The organism is Hyphomicrobium sulfonivorans, assembly GCF_013306565.1.
GTDB lineage: Bacteria > Pseudomonadota > Alphaproteobacteria > Rhizobiales > Hyphomicrobiaceae > Hyphomicrobium_A > Hyphomicrobium_A sulfonivorans.
Window position 1 is genome coordinate 256,134 of record NZ_PZPO01000001.1, and the last position, 18,723, is coordinate 274,856.

At 63.0% G+C, this 18,723-nt stretch carries 12 protein-coding genes; 7 read left to right on the forward strand and 5 right to left on the reverse strand.

The window, feature by feature from the left end:
* Window positions 1–147: 147 nt before the first annotated feature.
* From C6Y62_RS01170 to C6Y62_RS01195, 6 genes are all read left to right on the forward strand, one after another.
* Window positions 148–657: an NADH-quinone oxidoreductase subunit NuoE family protein gene (locus tag C6Y62_RS01170; protein ID WP_173952469.1), complete on the forward strand. Its 510-nt coding sequence runs from the start codon at window positions 148–150 to the stop codon at window positions 655–657.
* Entirely contained in the window at window positions 654–2,225 is a 1,572-nt protein-coding gene (locus tag C6Y62_RS01175; protein WP_173952470.1) for a formate dehydrogenase beta subunit, read from the forward strand. Before C6Y62_RS01170 ends, C6Y62_RS01175 begins: the two co-directional genes overlap by 4 nt.
* 41 nt (window positions 2,226–2,266) lie before the next feature.
* On the forward strand, window positions 2,267–5,152 hold the full coding sequence (fdhF, locus tag C6Y62_RS01180; RefSeq protein ID WP_198491329.1) for a formate dehydrogenase subunit alpha: 2,886 nt from the start codon (window positions 2,267–2,269) through the stop codon (window positions 5,150–5,152).
* A gap of 149 nt (window positions 5,153–5,301) precedes the next feature.
* Window positions 5,302–6,213 (forward strand): formate dehydrogenase accessory sulfurtransferase FdhD, encoded by a 912-nt coding sequence (gene fdhD, locus C6Y62_RS01185; RefSeq protein WP_246274218.1) that lies wholly within the window; start codon window positions 5,302–5,304, stop codon window positions 6,211–6,213.
* Between the two features lie 22 nt (window positions 6,214–6,235).
* Window positions 6,236–6,442, forward strand: a complete 207-nt coding sequence (locus C6Y62_RS01190) for a formate dehydrogenase subunit delta (RefSeq protein ID WP_068460549.1) — start codon at window positions 6,236–6,238, stop codon at window positions 6,440–6,442.
* 313 nt (window positions 6,443–6,755) lie between these two features.
* Window positions 6,756–7,220, forward strand: a complete 465-nt coding sequence (locus tag C6Y62_RS01195) for an aminoacyl-tRNA deacylase (protein ID WP_068460551.1) — start codon at window positions 6,756–6,758, stop codon at window positions 7,218–7,220.
* Between the two features lie 195 nt (window positions 7,221–7,415).
* Here C6Y62_RS01195 and C6Y62_RS01200 read toward each other — a convergent pair whose 3' ends face one another.
* The 3 genes from C6Y62_RS01200 to C6Y62_RS01210 form a co-directional block, all read right to left on the reverse strand.
* Entirely contained in the window at window positions 7,416–10,850 is a 3,435-nt protein-coding gene (locus C6Y62_RS01200) for an alpha/beta fold hydrolase (RefSeq protein WP_173952472.1), read from the reverse strand.
* Between the two features lie 2 nt (window positions 10,851–10,852).
* Entirely contained in the window at window positions 10,853–12,676 is a 1,824-nt protein-coding gene (locus C6Y62_RS01205; RefSeq protein ID WP_173952473.1) for a GMC family oxidoreductase N-terminal domain-containing protein, read from the reverse strand.
* Between the two features lie 66 nt (window positions 12,677–12,742).
* Window positions 12,743–14,686 (reverse strand): metallophosphoesterase family protein, encoded by a 1,944-nt coding sequence (locus C6Y62_RS01210; protein WP_173952474.1) that lies wholly within the window; start codon window positions 14,684–14,686, stop codon window positions 12,743–12,745.
* A gap of 464 nt (window positions 14,687–15,150) precedes the next feature.
* Between C6Y62_RS01210 and C6Y62_RS01215 the strand changes: the two genes are divergently transcribed.
* Window positions 15,151–15,666, forward strand: coding sequence for a bactofilin family protein (locus C6Y62_RS01215; RefSeq protein ID WP_068460557.1), 516 nt, complete (start codon window positions 15,151–15,153; stop codon window positions 15,664–15,666).
* A gap of 349 nt (window positions 15,667–16,015) precedes the next feature.
* Here C6Y62_RS01215 and C6Y62_RS01220 read toward each other — a convergent pair whose 3' ends face one another.
* Entirely contained in the window at window positions 16,016–17,503 is a 1,488-nt protein-coding gene (locus C6Y62_RS01220; RefSeq protein WP_173952475.1) for a coiled-coil domain-containing protein, read from the reverse strand.
* A 194-nt stretch (window positions 17,504–17,697) separates the two neighbouring features.
* The gene (locus C6Y62_RS16690) at window positions 17,698–18,651 is read right to left on the reverse strand and encodes an EipA family protein (protein WP_173952476.1); all 954 of its coding nucleotides are present in this window, start codon (window positions 18,649–18,651) and stop codon (window positions 17,698–17,700) included.
* Between the last annotated feature and the right edge of the window lie 72 nt (window positions 18,652–18,723).

The following is an 18,723-nucleotide window of genomic DNA, read 5'->3' on the forward strand; positions in this document are numbered from 1 at the left end:
AAAATGCCATTGCATCAGTGGTTAAAGCGCGATATTGCGCCGCACCATTGATGATCTCGATTGACGCATCGAAACGACCGATTTGATTGCGCGACATCAAGTTGAGACAACTCGGTTTAACGAAACGAGAGCCGCGAAGGCGATTGAATGACTAAGTCTACTTTAAATGTCAAGAATGTTGCCCCCGCTGGCAGCGACGAGCTCGCGCGTACTATTTGCGCAGCACATGACAATCGCCCGGATGCGCTGCTCGAAATCTTCCACGATCTCCAGCATGACCTTGGTTATGTTCCGGAAGAAACGCTGACGGTTATCGCCGATATCCTTAACCGCTCGCGGGCGGAGATCTATGGCGTGCTGACGTTCTACCATGAGTTCCGCCGGACACCGGGTGGCCAGCACACTATCAAGATCTGCCGCGCTGAAGCCTGCCAGGCCATGCACACGCAGGAACTCTGCCGCCACGCCCAGGACAAGCTGCGCGTGAAGTTCGGCGAGACGACTGCCGACGGCAAATTCAATCTTGAGGCAGTCTACTGCCTCGGCAACTGCGCGCTTTCTCCCGCCATGATGATCGACGGCGATCTCTATGGCTGTGTTGATAAAGAACGCTTCGATGACATTATCGCCGATATCGATCGGGGAGCTACCGCATGACCAAGGCTCGCACCGCAATCCGAGTTTACGTTCCGCGCGACGCCGCGGCCCTCTCGATGGGCGCCGATTCCGTAGCGCGCGCCATCGCTGCCGAAGCCAAGAAGCGCGGCGACAAGGTTGAGATTGTCCGCAACGGCTCGCGCGGCATGCTCTGGCTTGAGCCGCTTGTGGAAGTTGAGACGCCGGAAGGCCGCATCGCCTATGGCCCGGTGAAGACTTCCGACGTTGAAGATCTGTTCGGCACCGGCTTCCTTGAGGGCAAGGCGCACAGGCTGTGCCACGGCCTGACCGCAGAGATCCCCTATTTCAAGAATCAGGAACGTCTGACGTTCGCGCGCGTCGGCCTCATCGATCCGCTGTCGATTGAGGACTATCGCAAGTACGACGGCTATGTCGGCCTGACCAAGGCGATGGCGATGGAGCCGATCGACATCGTCGATCAGGTGACCAAGTCCGGCCTGCGCGGTCGCGGCGGCGCGGCCTTCCCGACCGGCATCAAGTGGAAGACCGTCCACGATACGCACAACGCGCAGAAGTACATCTGCTGCAACGCCGACGAAGGCGACAGCGGCACCTTTGCCGACCGCATGCTGATGGAAGGCGATCCGTTCTGCCTCATTGAAGGCATGACGATCGCAGGCATCGCCGTGGGTGCCACCAAGGGTTACATCTACGTCCGCTCCGAATATCCGCACGCCGTTGATACGCTGCGCGAAGCAATCCGCATCGCCAACCGCGCCAACTGGCTCGGCCGCAACATTCAGGGCTCGCCGTATCACTTCGATCTGGAAGTGCGCATGGGCGCCGGCGCCTATGTCTGCGGTGAGGAAACGTCGATGCTGGAAAGCATCGAGGGCCGTCGCGGTCTGGTGCGTTACAAGCCGCCGCTCCCCGCAATCGAAGGCCTGTTCGGCAAGCCGACAGTGATCAACAACGTGCTGAGCCTTGGCTCGGTGCCGATCATCCTCGACAAGGGCGCAGACTATTATCGCGACTTCGGCATGGGCCGTTCGCGCGGCACGCTGGCGTTCCAGCTTGCGGGCAACATCAAGCAGGGTGGCCTGGTCGAGAAGGCGTTCGGCGTTACGGCACGCGAGTTGATCGAAGGCTATGGCGCCGGCACGCTTTCGGGCCGTCCGATCCGCGCTGTGCAGTTCGGTGGTCCGCTCGGAGCATACCTGCCGGAACATCTGCTCGACACGCCGATGGACTACGAAGAGTTCACCAAGGTCGATGCGCTTGTCGGCCACGGCGGCATCGTGGTGTTCGACGACACCGTCGACATGGCTGCGATGGCGCGCTTTGCGATGGAATTCTGCACCATCGAATCGTGCGGCAAGTGCACGCCGTGCCGGATCGGCTCGACGCGTGGCGTTGAAACGATGGACCGCATCATCGGCGGTATCGAGCGTGAACGTAATATCGAGATCCTGACCGATCTCTGCGAGACGATGACCGACGGCTCTCTGTGCGCCATGGGAGGGCTGACGCCGATGCCCGTAATGAGCGCACTGCGTCACTTCCCCGAGGATTTCCACCGCCCTGTTCAGGCCGCGGCGGCAGAATGAATGAGATGCGAGGCAACGCCATGACGAGCGAAACCCAGCCACTGACGCTAATCAAAGAAAAAGACTTCGGCACCAAGGCCGCCCACGCGGTCGACAACAGAATGGTGACGCTGGAGATCGACGGCCGTGAAGTGACGGTGCCGGACGGCACGTCCATCATGCGCGCGGCGGCGGAGCTTGGCATCATGGTGCCGAAGCTGTGCGCCACCGACAGCCTCGATCCGTATGGCTCGTGCCGTCTCTGTCTGGTCGAGATCGAAGGCCGCCGCGGCACGCCGGCATCGTGCACCACGCCGGTTGCTGCCGGCATCAAGGTGACGACGCAGAACGACCGCCTGGCCAAGATCCGCAAGGGCGTGATGGAGCTTTACATCTCCGACCACCCGCTGGACTGCCTCACCTGCGCCGCCAACGGCGACTGCGAACTGCAGGACATGGCCGGTGAAGTCGGCCTGCGCGAAGTCCGCTACGGTTACGACGGCGCCAATCACGTGTTCGCCCGCAAGAACGGCGAGCAGAACGAGATGTGGCAGCCGAAGGACACATCAAACCCGTACTTCCAGTTCGAGCCCGCCAAGTGCATCGTCTGCTCGCGCTGCGTACGCGCCTGCGAAGAAGTGCAGGGCACGTTCGCGCTGACCATCGACGGTCGCGGCTTCGCTTCGCACGTTGCAGCCGGCATGGATGAGGACTTCCTCGCCTCCGAATGCGTCTCGTGCGGCGCCTGCGTGCAGGCCTGCCCCACCGCCACGCTGATTGAAAAGTCGGTGGTGGATCATGGCCAGCCGGAGCACTCGATCGTCACCACCTGCGCCTATTGCGGCGTCGGCTGCTCGTTCAAGACCGAGATGCAGGGCGAGCGCGTTGTCCGCATGGTCCCCTACAAGGACGGTGGCGCCAACGAGGGCCATTCGTGCGTGAAGGGCCGCTTCGCGTTCGGTTACGCGACCCACAAAGAGCGCATCCTGAGCCCGATGATCCGTGAGAAGATCACCGATCCGTGGCGCGAAGTTTCCTGGGATGAGGCCATCCAGTACGCCGCCGACCGCTTCAAGGCGACACAGGCGAAGTACGGCAAGGACTCCATCGGCGGCATCACCTCCTCGCGTACGACCAACGAGGAAGTCTATGCCGTGCAGCGCATGATCCGCGCCGCGTTCGGCAACAACAACGTCGATACCTGCGCCCGCGTGTGCCACTCGCCGACCGGCTATGGCCTGAAGCAGACGTTCGGTGAAAGCGCCGGCACGCAGGACTTCAAGAGCGTCGACCATTCCGACGTGATCCTGGTCGTCGGCGCTAACCCGACCGATGCGCATCCGGTGTTCGGCTCGCGCATGAAGAAGCGCCTGCGTGAAGGCGCCAAGCTGATCGTCGTCGATCCGCGCCGCATCGACCTGGTGAAGAGCCCGCACGTAACGGCCGACTACCATCTGCAGCTCCGTCCCTCGACCAACGTCGCCGTGCTGAACGCGCTGAGCCACGTTGTCGTGACGGAAGGTCTGGTGGACCGCAGCTTCATCAACTCGCGCTGCGACAAGGAAGACTTCGCCCGTTGGGAGAAGTTCATTTCCGACGAGAAGCACTCGCCTGAAGCAACGGAAGCGCTGACCAACGTTCCGGCTGCCGACATCCGCGCCGCTGCCCGCCTGTTCGCAACCGGTGGCAACGGCGCCATCTACTACGGTCTTGGTGTTACCGAGCACAGCCAGGGCTCGACCACCGTTATGGCGATTGCCAACCTCGCTATGGCCACCGGCAACATCGGACGCGACGGCGTGGGCGTGAACCCGCTGCGCGGCCAGAACAACGTGCAGGGTTCGTGCGACATGGGCTCGTTCCCGCACGAGTTCCCCGGCTATCGTCACGTGTCGGACGAAGCTACGCGTCACCTGTTCGAAAAGCAGTGGGGCGTGAAGCTCTCCGGCGAGCCGGGCCTGCGCATTCCGAACATGTTCGATAGCGCTTCGAGCGGCACCTTCAAGGGCCTGTTCGTGCATGGCGAGGACATCGTTCAGTCTGACCCGAACACGAACCACGTCACCCACGCGATGGAATCGCTGGAGATCTGCGTCGTGCAGGACCTGTTCCTGAACGAGACGGCCGCTTACGCCCACGTGTTCCTGCCGGGCACCTCCTTCCTTGAGAAGGACGGCACCTTCACCAACGCCGAGCGCCGCGTGAACCGCGTGCGTCCGGTGATGCGTGAGAAGCAGGGCATGGCCGAGTGGGAAATCGTGGGTCGTCTGGCGACCGCCATGGGCTATCCGATGATGTACACGTCGGCATCGGCCATCATGGATGAAATCTCCGCGCTGACGCCGACGTTCCAGCACATCTCGTTCAAGCGTCTGGACGAAGTGGGCAGCATCCAGTGGCCGTGCAACGACGAGGCGCCGGACGGCACCCCGATCATGCACATCGAGGAATTCACGCGCGGCAAGGGCCGGTTCATGCTGACGGAGTTCGTTCCGACCTCCGAGCGCTCGAACCGCAACTTCCCGCTCATCCTCACCACGGGCCGCATCCTCAGCCAGTACAACGTCGGCGCGCAGACGCGGCGCACCGAGAACGTCGTCTGGTATGACGAGGACATCCTGGAAATCCATGCGTCCGACGCCGAAATGCGCGGCATCCGCGAGGGCATGATGATTTCGCTGACCAGCCGTATGGGCGGGACCACCATGCGCGCCAAGATCTCCGATCGCGTACCGCCGGGCGTGGTGCACACCACATTCCACTTCCCGATGAACGGCGCCAACGTCATCACCACCGAGAACTCGGACTGGGCAACCAACTGCCCCGAGTACAAGGTGACAGCGGTGCAGGTGACGCCGTCGAACCGTCCTTCCGACTGGCAGGACGAGTGGGAAGTACGCGAGCGCGAGAACAAGCGCATCGAGAAGCCGCTTGTCGCCGCCGAATAGGCGCGGCAGACATTCGAAGAGAGAAACGGCGGGCGCGTGAGTGTTTGAAATTTTCAAAAGCTCACGCGCCTTGCTTTTCTGCGAGGATCGGCGTCGGTCAGCCGTAGCAGGTGGCCGTTCTGTCGATTGCCACGCGGAGCCTCACGCCGATGACTACTGCGCAGCCGATGACAAAAATGGCCGCTGCAATGGCCGATAATCTCAAGACCGATGCGCCACGGGCTGATGAACCGGATGCCGCCGGACAGGGACGCCCTGCCGGGCAGCAGCTGGGTGCGGTGGATGATATGTGCTCCGTTCCGCTGGAGGCCATAGCGGTCGATGCGGCAGGCAACGCTGAACCGCTGGTGTGGCAGCTTCCCGAGGAAGTGGCCGTCGCCGTGCAGATCAACACCGAGCCCTACACGGTGATGATGGCGACGCCGGCCAATCTGACCGACTTCGGCATCGGCTTCGTGCTGGCGGAAGGCATAGTCGAGCGTCGCTCCGATATTCTCGGCGTGCTGGTGATGCCGGTCGAGAATGGCTTCGCTGTCGATATCGCCATCGACGAGGAAGCACTGGCGGAAGCGCGCATGCCGCGCCGCTCGATTGAAGGGCGCTCGGGCTGCGGGCTGTGCGGGGTCGAGAACATCGCCGATGTGGTGCGCGTGACCAAGCCGGTGCCGCATACCGTACGGCCTTCGGCGGCAGCAATACTGAAGGCGGCGCGCGAACTGCCCCGGCGGCAAACGATGAACCGCTTCAACCGCACTGTGCATGGCGCAGCCTGGGTTACGCTGGATGGCGAGATCATGCTGGTGCGCGAGGATGTCGGCAGGCACAACGCGCTGGACAAGCTGATCGGCGCGATGGCCGATGCGAACATCGAGCTGACGAGCGGCTTTGTGCTGATGACGAGCCGTTGCAGTTTCGAGCTGGTGCAGAAGTCGGCCACCTACGGCATTGGTGCGCTTGTTACCGTTTCGGCGCCCACGGCTCTGGCACTGGAAATTGCCCGCAAGGCAAACCTTTTCGTCGCCTCACCCGCCGGTGAGCGCGTTGTAATTCTCAACTCCTGAACGACCGGAAAGCTCTATCGCTATGGAAAACCGCGACATGATCCGCATGGCCAACCAGATCGCGGCCTTCTACGAACCCTATACGCGCGCCGAAGCCCTGAAGGGTATTCACGGCCACATCCACAGCTTCTGGGAGCCGCGGATGCGCAAGCAGATCTACGATTACATCGATGGCGGCGCGGAAGGTCTCTCGCCGCTCGTCACGGCGGCGCTCAGCGACAAGAAATAAGCGGGCTGATGGCGGCTCTCGGCTCAGGTCAGCCGACCGGGAGGCAACGCGCGCACGCGCCGTTGATGGCAGGGGCAGGTAGGGATGCCTCTGTACATCGAGCAGATGCGCCTGCTGTTCCGTCCGCATTCTCAGCATCCCGGCTGAACAAGCCGAAAACTGTTCGCCCGCGCGCAAGCCTTGATTAGGCAACGCGCGCTTCTCGCTGCGATTAACTTTGCAGCGCAGCGAGTCCTGCCTATCATCAGCGCACAGACGTATGCCTTCGAAGAGTGTTGCGGGCTGCGCGCTGCTGAGTTGGGAGAGGACTGCCATGGGCATTGCATTGACGCTGCAGGAATACCTCGACGACCGCCACATTCCCTACGAGGTTCAGCGCCACAAGCGCACGCACTGCGCGGTCGATACCGCGCGCGCCAGCCACGTTCCCGGCGAGAGGATCGCCAAGGCTGTCGTGCTGACACGTGAGGGCGGTTACATTCTGGCAATCGTGCCCGCGACGGCGCGCGTACGCCTCGACGTGATCGAGAACATGCTGCGGTGCCCGGTGGCGCTCGCCAACGAGGATGAGATTATCGAGCTGTTCCCCGACTGCGATCTGGGTGCTGTGCCACCGTTGGCCGAGCCCTACGCCGTCGATGCGTTCCTTGATGAAAGCTTCGACGATCAGCCGAATATCTATCTCGAAGGTGGCGACCACCGCAGTCTGGTGCGTATCTCGGGCGAAGCGTTTCGCGATCTGATGAAAGATGCCACGCGCGCGCGTATTGCTTTTTGATTGCGCTCGGCGACTCTCCTTCGGGGAGCCGGCCGCCGAGCGGAGCAGCTTTTGATTGCGCTGGCGACTCCTTTTCTGGCGCCTTGCGACTCCCCTGCGGGGAGCCAGCCGCAAGGCGCGGCCGCCGAGCGATTTCTTACCTGCGCTCGGGACTGCGCTCCGCACAGCCGGCCGCCAGCGCGTAATCGCGCATACCTAGATGTCAGCCGTCTTGTCGAGATGTGCGGCAATCAGCGGATAGACATCGTGCGATGCGTTTTTGCCGAAGATGCAGTCGATGTGTCCGTATCCCGGAATGACATGGCGGTCGTAAAGCTGACGGCCGTTGACCGCCGCCAAGCGATCAATTGTGCGTGCGGTGCTTTCCGGCCGGAAGCAGGCGTTGTCGCCGCCATGCACGAACAGGATCGGCAACGCCATGCGCTCAAGATGCGGCAGATAAACATCGCGACCTTCAGCATCCAGCAGCTTGCCTTCGCGCGTCAGCAGCGCGAGGTGCCGGAACGCCTCGATGTTCGCTTCGCCGAACATCTCCGCCAGCCCTGACGTGATCGTCGCGTCATTCAACTGCGCAAGGTTGTAAAGCCTGCCGTACAGCGCCGTGATGCGATTGCTGGTGGCTTCGCGCGTGCGCTCGGAACGGGGCACCGGCACGATCGCCTGCAGAACTTTGTCCAGCACGCGCTCGCGCAGCGGATCGGCGGTGGTGGCCCGTGCGTTCACAACGTCGATGCCGATGGCTTCGAACAGCTCCGGCGCGCGCAGGTAAGCCAGCATACGCTGCGGGAAGAACGGCACCACGTAGTCGGTAGAGATCTGCGAAATCACGGCTGAGCGCACGCCCTCAAGACCCGCAAGCATCGACATCGTGAAGGTGGTGGCGCCGAAGCAATGGGCGATGACCTGCACTGTCGGCGCACGCGTGATGCCGCGCACCTTGGCCAGCGCCGCCGGATAGTCGCGGATCGCCACATCATCAGCGCTCCACAGCTCCTGCGCATACGGCAGGTCAACACTGGCGCGATAGTCGAGCAGCCAGCAGTCGTAGCCCTCCGCCACGAGATATTCGAGCAGGTTGGTCTCGATGGTGTCGATGGAGAAGATGAGGCTGGAGACGCCCAGACCATGCATCAGCACCACCGGGCCTTTGGCGCCGCCGCGATAACGCGTGAGCTTCAGCGTTTTGCCGTCTTCCGTACGCACCAGATGCACTTCCGGTTCGGGTACGCGCAGGGTGCGTTTCTTGCGCGGGTTGAGCGCATCATAGCGGCCGGTGCGTGCCAGCACGCCGCCGTAGGTGTCGAACAGCTCGCGACTGAAGAAGCGTCCAAACTTGCCGACTGCGCGCATGCGATCGGCGGTGTTGGCGCCGCCCGTTCCGCGCAGCGTCTGCATCTGCACGTAGAAATCGGACGGTGCGATCTCCAGCATGCCGCGTGCCAGCGGGCCGAATTGACCCTGACCACCGCGCGCAATGTCAATGTTGAGACGGGTTGTATCGCGCCATAGATCGAGCGTTGCATCGGAGCGCACGACCTTGTGGCCATCGAAATAATATTCGGAGCCATCGCGCGCGGCGAGCGAGAAGCGATAGTCGAAACGTTTGGTTTCGACCGCAGCTTCATCGACGCGCATCAGATTGAACTTGCCGTCGAAGATTTCGAGCGGCTCAGGCGAAAGCGCCGAGCATTCCACCGTGCCGACGATACGGCCAGAACGTTGCGGATCGGCGACGAAGCGGTCAACATCGTCGATGATGACCGTGAGAGTGAAATTGCACGGATGGCCTTCTTCCTTGCCGCGCCGCGCCGCCGTTTCATACGGCAGTGCAACGGCCTGCGAAACGAAGCCCGCCATGCGCTCGGTGAACTCTACGCCCGCCGGGCGTGTCGTTTCGCGGCCCTGCGGAGCGGCAACCAGCAATGGCAGATCGTGACGCTGCGCATCGGAGAAGTCCCAGCCGCGATCCTGCGCCAGATGGATCATCGCGCGCTCGGACAGCGCCGTGATCGTCAGCAGCGGATTGACGCCGAGCGGCCGCGGGATGACCGAACCATCGCAAACGTAGAGGCCAGCGTGCACCGCGTTGGCGGGCGCATCGGGCCGCGCATCGAACACCTGGCACTTGTGGTTGACGACGCCGCTGGCGCGGTCATGGCCCATCGCACAACCGCCGAGCGGATGCACGGTGATGAGGTTGTTGCCGAGAATGGTTTCAGTGAGCGGATTGCGGATGTAGTTGCCGCCCGTCGCCAGCGTGGCGCGGCGCAACGTGCGATCCACCTTCTCGAAAATCGACTGTTGCGCCACCTTGGGCCAGACCAGTTTCAACCGCCCGTTTTCAAGCGCGATGCGGCCCTTGCCGTCATCGTGACTCATGACGAGATAAGTTTGCGTGTTGTTGACCGCGCCCTGATAGGCACCGAACAGCAGGCTTTCGCGACGGCGTTTGCGCTCCGCCAGAAAGTCGACGACGCCACGATCGGTATCCTCGCCCAGCTTGTCGCCGCCAATGGTGAGCAGCGCGGGCAGAATGGGCGCCAGCGCTGACGGTATCGAGCCTTCCTCGATGACCATACCGTCTTCAAGCTTGTCGGTGTTGCGCAGGTCGATCATGCCGGAAATGCACGGACCAACCGGGCCGGTATCGGCCACCGGCGGATCCCCCACGCCGATGCCGTTAATGCGCACGTCGTTGTTGTAGGCGAAGGCCAGCACATCACCGTTGCCGGTGAAGCGTTCGCCAAGCTGCTCGGAAACCGCAAGCCCCTCCTGACGCGAGCGCAGTAGGATTTCCGTCGATCCCAGTGTGCCCGCTCCGAGCACAACAACATCGGCGGTGATCGACTGGTCGGCGGCGGCAAATTTTTCGCGGTCATGGCCGAGTGCTTCAAAGAAAATGCGCCAGCGGCCGCGCTCCGGCAGCACATGCGTCACGCGCATTTCAGTGAAGATTTCCGCGCCGTGCTGAAACGCGTCGGCGATGTATGTCACCTGCACGGTGTTTTTAGCGCCAACGTTGCAGCCCGAGCAGCAGTCACCGCACAGCGTACACGCAGGCTGCTCAACGCCCGCGTAATTCACCTGTTTCTTGAGCGTGACGTTGATGGGCGGGCGCGTGATGTCACGATGGAACGCGTTGCCGCTGATGCCGAGAGCGTGCAGCTTGTCGAGACGCGGACCTTCATACGGCACCGGACGCAGCACATCCATCGCGCGCGCAAAGCCCTCCTGCCGCGTCTGATCCTGCGCCAGCTCCGGCGGCCAGACGGGATCATCCCACACACGCGGATCGGGCGGCAGCGAGACGTTGGCGTTGACCAGTGAACCACCGCCAAGGCCGCAGCCGACGAACACGTGAATGTCCTTGCCGAGCCGCAGATCATACAGCGCCGAGGGCGAACCGGACACGCGCTGACCTTCGCGCGAGACCTGAAACTGCTCCTGCGCTTCGATCATGCGATCGGGGAAATCGCCGATGGCAAACTCCTGCCCGCGTTCCAGCACAGCAACGCGCTTGCCAGCACGCGCCATGCGCGAAGCCGCAACGCCGCCGCCATAACCGGAGCCGACAACGACGACGTCATAACGCAACTTCAGATCAGCAACCGATTTCGAGAGGCGCCGCATTATTATTCTCCATTGGCCGGTTGCGGCGCACGTCTAAGCCAGCGCGCAAACCAGGAACGCTGAGGGGAAGGCGCGGGGATAGCCACCGATGCAACCGTCGCCGCATCTGGCGATGGCACCTGCGTCGGTGCGCTTTCTTCGCGCATTTCCCAACCGTATTCTTCTGCCATCAAAATCATCGCACGCTCGGCCAGCGCCGTGATCGTCAGCAAGGGATGTATGCCCAGCGGGCACGGAATGACCGCGCCATCGCAGACATAAAGTCCGCGATGGATCGCACCGGGATTGGCTTCAACGCTGGCGTCGAACACCTGCCCCTTGTGATTGACGACACCGGTTGCGGAACTCTCGCCCATCACACAGCCGCCGAGCGGATGCACCGTCATCGGGTTGCCACCCAGCGCCTTCTGCGACACCGGATTGCGGATATAGGTGCCACCGGTGGCGTAGCTGGCGTGTCGCAAGGCCTGATCGATATTCTGGAACGCGGGCTGATTTAGGGCGCCGTCCCATTCTATCGTGAGGCGATCATCGTCGAGGCGCATGACGCCATCGCCCGCGTCGTGACCGACGGCCAGAAATGTCTGCGAGCTGTGGACAGCGCCGCTGTAAGCGCCTTTGACGAGACTGGCGACGGTGTTCTGTAACCCATCCAGTTGCACCGGCGACGTGCGCTTCTCACGCTCGCCAAAGATTGCTGCTGTCGGCGCCAGCATGGCGGGCAATGCGGCCGCGAACGAGCTGGGCAGCGCGCATTCGCAAATCGCGATGCCGTCACGCACATCCGCCGTATCGCGCATGTCGATCAGTGCGTTTACCGCCTGACCAACCGGAGCTGCCTGCACCTTCGCCGGATGGCCGACACCGATGCCATTTACCGGAATGTCGTTGTTGTAGGAAAACGCGATCGCATCACCGTTGGACGTGAAGCGGTGCCCCAGCCATGGCGAAACAGCCAGCCCGTGCAGCTGCTGTGAGCGAAGCAGGATTTCCGTCGAGCCCAGCGTTCCGGCAGCCAGCACCACCACGTCGGCGGTGACGGAATACTGCTGGCCGCGCGCAGCATCGGCCTCAGTCGGCATCGCCAGAACGCGCCAGCCGTCGCGCTCGTCCTTCGCCAGCGACAACACCTGAATGCCGGTAAAAACCTCCGCGCCGAACGCAGCCGCATCGGCGATGTAGGTGCAGGCGGTTGTCGTTTTGGCTCCGACATTGCAGCCGCCACAGCAATCGCCGCAATCCGTGCATGCTGGCTGCTCGACACCCGCAGCATTGGGGCCTGACTTGAAGGCGACGTGCAGCGGAATGGGCTTCACGTTGCGGTCAAACGCCTGCGCCGCCAGATCCAGCGCCGCCACCTTCTGATAGCTCTGCGTCTTCGCCGACGGTTCAGGCCGCAGCATATGACGCGCACGCACGAAGCCTTCCGCCAGCAGGCGATCAGTGCGCAGCGGCACCGGCCAAGCTTCGTCCTGAAACACGCGCGCATCGGGCATCAGGCAGACATTGGCGTTGATGAGCGACGTGCCGCCCAGCCCGCAGCCCATCAGCACATCGACATCCTTGCCGACACGCACATCAAACAGCGCCAGCGGCGAGCCGATCCTGCCGTGCGTACCGGTGAGCTGCGTTTCGGCACTGGCGGCCGCGACGCCATCGGGGAAATCGCCGGGCAGAAACTCGCGGCCCCGCTCCAGCACGGCGACCTTGCGACCGCAGCGCGCCAGACGCGACGCGGCAACGCCTCCGCCGTACCCGGAGCCGACCACGACAACATCGTAGTGGGCCCTGAGCCTGGAAGCGGGCATCGAAAGCCGCGCCTGCATACGCCTTTACTCTCCCCAGATCGGCAGCGCGGAACCTATTGGCGGCACCCGCACGGAACAAACAAATCAAACGCCAGACGATGACCCACGTGGACGCGGTCGCTTCAAATCACCGACACGTATCTCGATCGGGCTCTCGATCAGCTCCGGACGCATCGGCCGCGACGTCACGATCGACGGCCCGCTGGAATCGCCCAGGCCGCGATCCTTGGCGTGCTTCCACGCCCAGCGCCGGGGCGCGTGCCGCAACCCGATCGGGTAGATCGTGACCTTGTTCGGCTCGACCTTGATACGCAGGAAATTTTTGAAGTCAGGGATCGCCATAGAGGCAAACGCCTGATCGCAATGCAGCCCCATGAAACAGCAGATTGTCAGGTAGGCGCCCCACACGAAACCCGCCGCGATACCGCCGAGGAAGATCATCGTCAGCGGGAAGATGACGATCGTGCGCAACAGTTCGCGGACATCGGGCGAAGTACGCAGATCAAGATTCTGCAGCACTTCACGTGCCTGCGGCCACGCCGTCTCCACCATCCAGAACGAGAAGTAGGACACGGCATAGTAAAGCGCGATCATCATCGCGATGTGCGCCAGCCAGTGCAGCGTGCCCAGCGCGGCCTTTGCCTTGCCGCCCCACTCATTGTCGGCATACAAATACAGCACCACCCATAGTCCGAGGCACCATATGCCCAGCACGACGTTGGTTGCCGCCGCCAGCGGTGCCAGCAGGAAGATGCCGGGCCACCAGTGGAAGTCGGGATCGTAAAGCAGTGTCTCGCCCACCGTCTTGCCGCCGTACGGCGTGGTCGAGAACATCCAGATGATCACCCAGTAGATGAAACCGAGCGCGACTGAGTAGCCATAGTTGCGGAACGGAAAGCCGAGCGTCGACATGCTGAGGCGGCGGCAGGTGCCGCGAGAGGGCCAGCATGAAGGCTCCTCCGTGCGCTCGCCGTCCTTCATCTTGCAGCGCAGATCGAGTTCGATCGATTCACCGGTGGCGGTGGTGATGGTACGCTTGTCTTTCAGATAATGCGTCGGCGAAAAGTACGCGCCGCCACCGCCGGCCGTGAAGAAGCTGGTGCCCGTTTCTGCGGAATGGTAGCGGCTGTAGTGATGTAGATCGCCCGAGAGCACGGCCGGAATGCGCGCGCCGGCATCGGTGGCGATCTTGGTGATGGTGGCGAGGTTGTCTTCGCCCTGCAGGCTCTCGTCGCGGTCGTAGTTCCAGCTCGGCTCCGGCGTGCAGAGGATGACCTTGGGCGCCTCGGTCGGGTGGCGCTTCATTTCCTCGGCGACGCTTTCGAAATAGAGGATCTGGCCGGCGTCGAGATACTGGGCAAGCTGGATGTCAGCGCCCCAGATCCACCAGTTGTGCGGCAGACGGATCGCGAAATAGCTGCGGTGCTGCGGACAGAGCCAGCCGCCGATGCGGTTCTCGCTGGCGTGGCCAAACCGCGCCTTACAGAACATGTGATCGAACGAGCTGAGACCGTCGTACCAGTCGTGATTGCCCGGCAGCACGAACAGCTTGCGGCGCCAGCCACCATCGGCAGCGGGCGGCAGCGCGGTGGCATATGGCATCGCAAAGCGCTCGCGATAGGCCTGACGGGTTGGGAATGGATAAACCTGGTCGCCGCCCATGATGAGCAGCTTCGGTGCCGGCAACGTGCCCGCGCCCTCCAGCGTCAGTTGCGGCGCACTGATGAGAGACGCGACGGCGTAGGTGGAATCGAACCCATCGCCAAGGTCGGCCACATAGTCGAACCACACCGAGTTGCCGTCACTGAGCTGACGCAGATCGGCGTAGTCGTAGCGGCTGATGACAGACTTCATCACCTCCGGCGCGAAGCCGTCGATGGTTGCCTGCATGATGCGCTGGTCAGCGTACTGACCGAATATCTCCGACACGACCGAACGCCAGCCGGTGCTGACAAGATGCGCAGGACTGTACCAACGCACCATCTTCGGCAGTGCTTTGATATCAATTTCCCCCGAGCCGCCGGCCATGCCGAACTCCCCCTTCAACGCCACGATATTATTTTTAGAACGGCACCCCGGCACGCCCCCATTGGAACGAGTCTAGGTTGGGTGCGGAGAGGAGTCTACAATGGCGGCAACGCCATGGCGGCCAGTGTTGCATCACGATCTCAGGGCAGATTTTTTGCACGGGCCTGGCACGCCATTCCTGAACGGTCGCCCCCGAGCGTACGGCATCACTTCACCCGATCCGCTGTTGAAACTGTTCGCCTGTCAGCGACTGCTGTCGGTATGACGACGACGTGCGGAGCGAGCCCCGGACATCAACCGGATGCGCGGCGACGGATGACGAAACGGATTAACGTTAAATCTATCCAAACCGCTGTATGGCCTCACTGGCAACCATGAGCCCCGATAGATTTCTCGACATGCCAAGGGCATCAGAGCATGTTCCGCGCGCATGGTCCCATGCGCCCCGCCATAGGAGGTACGTTGTGTTCGGCCGCGGATTTAACCCAGATCAGAAGCCGGTAAATGCGCCGGGCACACCAATCACCCCTTCGGCTGGCATCGCCACACCGCCATCCGCAGGCATCCGCGAAGTGGCTCCGGCAAATCCCATGATGTCCCCTGCCAAGAACGCCTCCGTCATCGGCCCCGATCTGGCCATCGTCGGCCAGAAGATCACGCTCATCTGCAAGAGCGCGCTTGTTATCTCAGGCGAGATTGCCGGTGACGTACATGGCGACGACATCACCGTCAGCGAGACCGGCAAGGTCACTGGCACGCTGGTGGCGCGCAATCTTTCGATCCACGGCGAGATTCACGGCCAGTTGCGCGGCGAAACGGTGGCCCTCTATGCCACCGCGCGCATCAATGGCGACATCACCCAGAAGAACCTGATGATCGCGGAAGGCGCGCAGTTCGACGGCCGCGTGCGCAAGGCCAAGGACGCCAGCGAATGGCAGCCTGCGCCGGATGCCGCCACCTTCGCCGCCCACAACGGCTGATACGCGGGGCGAGCGGCGCGCGGGACGCATCGCCTGCGACCTGCCTCGCCAGCGCAGTGCTGCAAGACATCTAAGGGTGCTGCATGGGAATGCGGCGCCCTTTTTTCACACCGGCGACAATAGCTCTCTTTTCGCACCGGCGACTCCCCTCCGGGGAGCCGGCCGCCGGTGCATGATTACCTTTTCGCACTGGCGAATCCGCTGCGCGGAGCCGGCCGCCAGCGCTGATTGGTGTGCGCGGCCCCGCGCAGGCCGCCGTCAGAGCAGCAAGTCCGAAGCGATCATGGAAGCTTTTTTAGACCGATGATTCACGCTTCGGACGATAGGGTCCGAAGCGATCATGGTCTGGTCAGGCGGAGTTCTTGTCGAGGCCGGTGATGCGATCGAGCAGCCGTGCCTTGCGCGGACGCTGGATGTCGCTGTCATCGCCAATGGCGTCTGACACATGCTCGATAGGAGCCTCAAGCGCAGCCGCGTCAAGCGCCTTCAGGAAGCCGCCAACACGGCGCGGCTCCGCAGCGGCACCCTCGCCGTCGGCACCGGACGGCATGGCGGGAGGCTGAGCAGCGGAAGCCTCAGCACCGGCGTCCGCCTCGCCCGCCGCACGGACGAGCCGGGCGACGCGGGGATCGTTGATCCGCTCCGCCAGCGGACGCTTCAGCGCCTCAGCGCTTTCAGCGCCGCGCGATTTGGTGGTCGGCACCGAACCCAGACGGCGCATCTCTTCCATGAAGTAGGCCGCCTGGCGGGCGAGCTTCTCATTGCTGGAAGCAACCTCGGCCCGCAGCGCCTGAATGGTGGTAGCCTGCTCGTCGGTCAACGCCGAAACCGCCGAAAGCCGCGCCTTCATGGCGATCTTGCTTTCCTTGACGCCACGGTCGTCCTGATCGCTGGCCTCATAGGTGACGAGCGCCGCCTTGAGACGCGAAATCTCGGCCGCCTGATCCTGATTGATCGACTTCAGGCGGCGGAACTCGGCCTGCGCCTGATTGTCGAGCTTGTCGACGGGAATCTCCTCAGCGGAGCGCATCGACATTGAACCATTGCGGCCGATGACCTTGGCCGGACGTACAGGATCGGCCGAAAGCGTAATGCTACCGGGCTTGGTTTCGGCACCAGCGCCGTTAACCGCAGCCGCCTCGGCCTTGGCAAGCTGCGATTGCAGCTTCGCCACTAGCGCCGCCTGCTCCCGCGCCTTGGCACGCAGAGCTTCAATCTCGGTACGCAGGGCCACTTCGCCATCATAACGCGGGTCGGCAAAGCCTTCGCGGCTACGGGCCGCGCGGGTGCTCAACGCAGCCTTGAGGCGATGGACCTCATCGGACTGCTGGGCGTTGATCTGGGTTGCTTCTTCAAGGGCGCGGGCCTGCTTGTCGCTGGACTGGGTCAGCGTGACGATCTCGCGATCGCGCTGGAACAGCAGCTTGCGGGCTTCCGATAACCGGCTTTCAACCTTGGGCAGACGATCCAGGATTGTCTGTTCGAGAACCCGGCGCGCGTTTTCGTGTTCTTCCAGCGCCGTGCTCTGATCGGCCACGTCGCCTTCAAGCTCGCTGATGATGGCGTCGCGCCGGTTCAGCTCGACCATCTGGCGGGCTGAGGCATCGGCGGCCTCTTCCACCTTTTTCTCGAGCTTATGAATGCGAATGGCGAATTCAGCCCGCAGCCGATCCTTGTCGGCCCGGATCTCCGCCTCGGTGACAGGCATGGACGCCTTGAGCGCGCGGGTGGTGAGCCGGGCGACCCGCTTGCGATAAAGCGGAGCGACGAACAGCGCCAGCAGCGCCGCCGTGAGGAAGCCCAACGCTGCGAGCATGACCATCTCGATCGTGATCACGCCTGCGCCCTCGATTGCGCGTAGCTAGGCAACGCACGCCCCTCGCTGCCGGTCCCGTTGCCGGCCATCAAATCACATCCGCGGATTATCCGATGAGCCCGCCAGCTTAGCAACGGCTTCATTGCCAAAGCCAACATAGCTCCACATCCCCCGCCCAGCGCCATCAGGAAGCCGGCCGGTGGTCGCACGGCGACTCAGAACGGATTCCACGTCGGAGAGCGGGTATACTTCAAATATCCAACATTGGCACCTAGTCGCAGGCCGATTCCAGAACGGATCGGCGCCAAGGTTACATTGCCATGCGTCTGGTACTGGATGCCCACGCCGCCAACGACATAGGCCGAGCCCTGCACGCCAGCATAGCGCTCGTAGATCTGATCGGGATGCTGCAGGTTGTAAACCAGCACCATGGTCTTGGACCCTTCACCGCCGAAGTCGTAACCGATTGACGGACCTTGCCAATATACCCGGTGCGTGCCCGCATCCTTGGTGTAGAGCGTGCCCTCGCCATAGCGCAGGCCGGCAATGAATGCGCCACCGCCATCGGTGCCGAGAATATAGCCGTTGGGCCGGCCGGATTTACGGAAGGCGTGCTCGATCACGCTGGCGAGCCCTTTGGTGACCGAGCCGAAAAAGCGGCCGCCAGCCTCAACGATCTCATCCTGCGAATAGCCGCCATCTCTCGGGCCGCCATCGGCGTGGCGCGGGGGCGGATCATAGGAGCCGCCGGGCGCGTGATAGGGTTCGCCATAGCCGCCCGGATCGGTATCGCCATAGGCCGGTGGGGGAGGACCTGGTGGCGGCCCACCGCGACGGGCGCCACCTGGCTCGCCATCATAGCGCCGATAGCCGTCATCCTCGGAATAAGCGCCGCCGGGACGATAGGGCGCCTGCCCGGCAGCGCCGCCAGGAGGCGGATCATAGCCGTCCTGCGGCGGGACATAAGCTTCATCTGCCGGTGGGACATAGGCGTCGTTGCCGGTGCGTCCCCCTGAATAGGCGCCATAGCCCCCTCCGGACTGCGCAAAGGCGGACGGCGCGCCGGCGAAAACCGCAACGATCGTCAGCAGCAAAAGCGTTACGAACGCGGCCTGAACTTTGGCAGGCAAGCTGATGGAAAAGTGGCGAGCGCCCGTTAGCAGCACCATGATCATCCGTTGTTTGCGCCGGGTTCTCGCCAGCCTGGGCGGCGTCCACAGCGGCAGTTGTTCGTTCTGGCC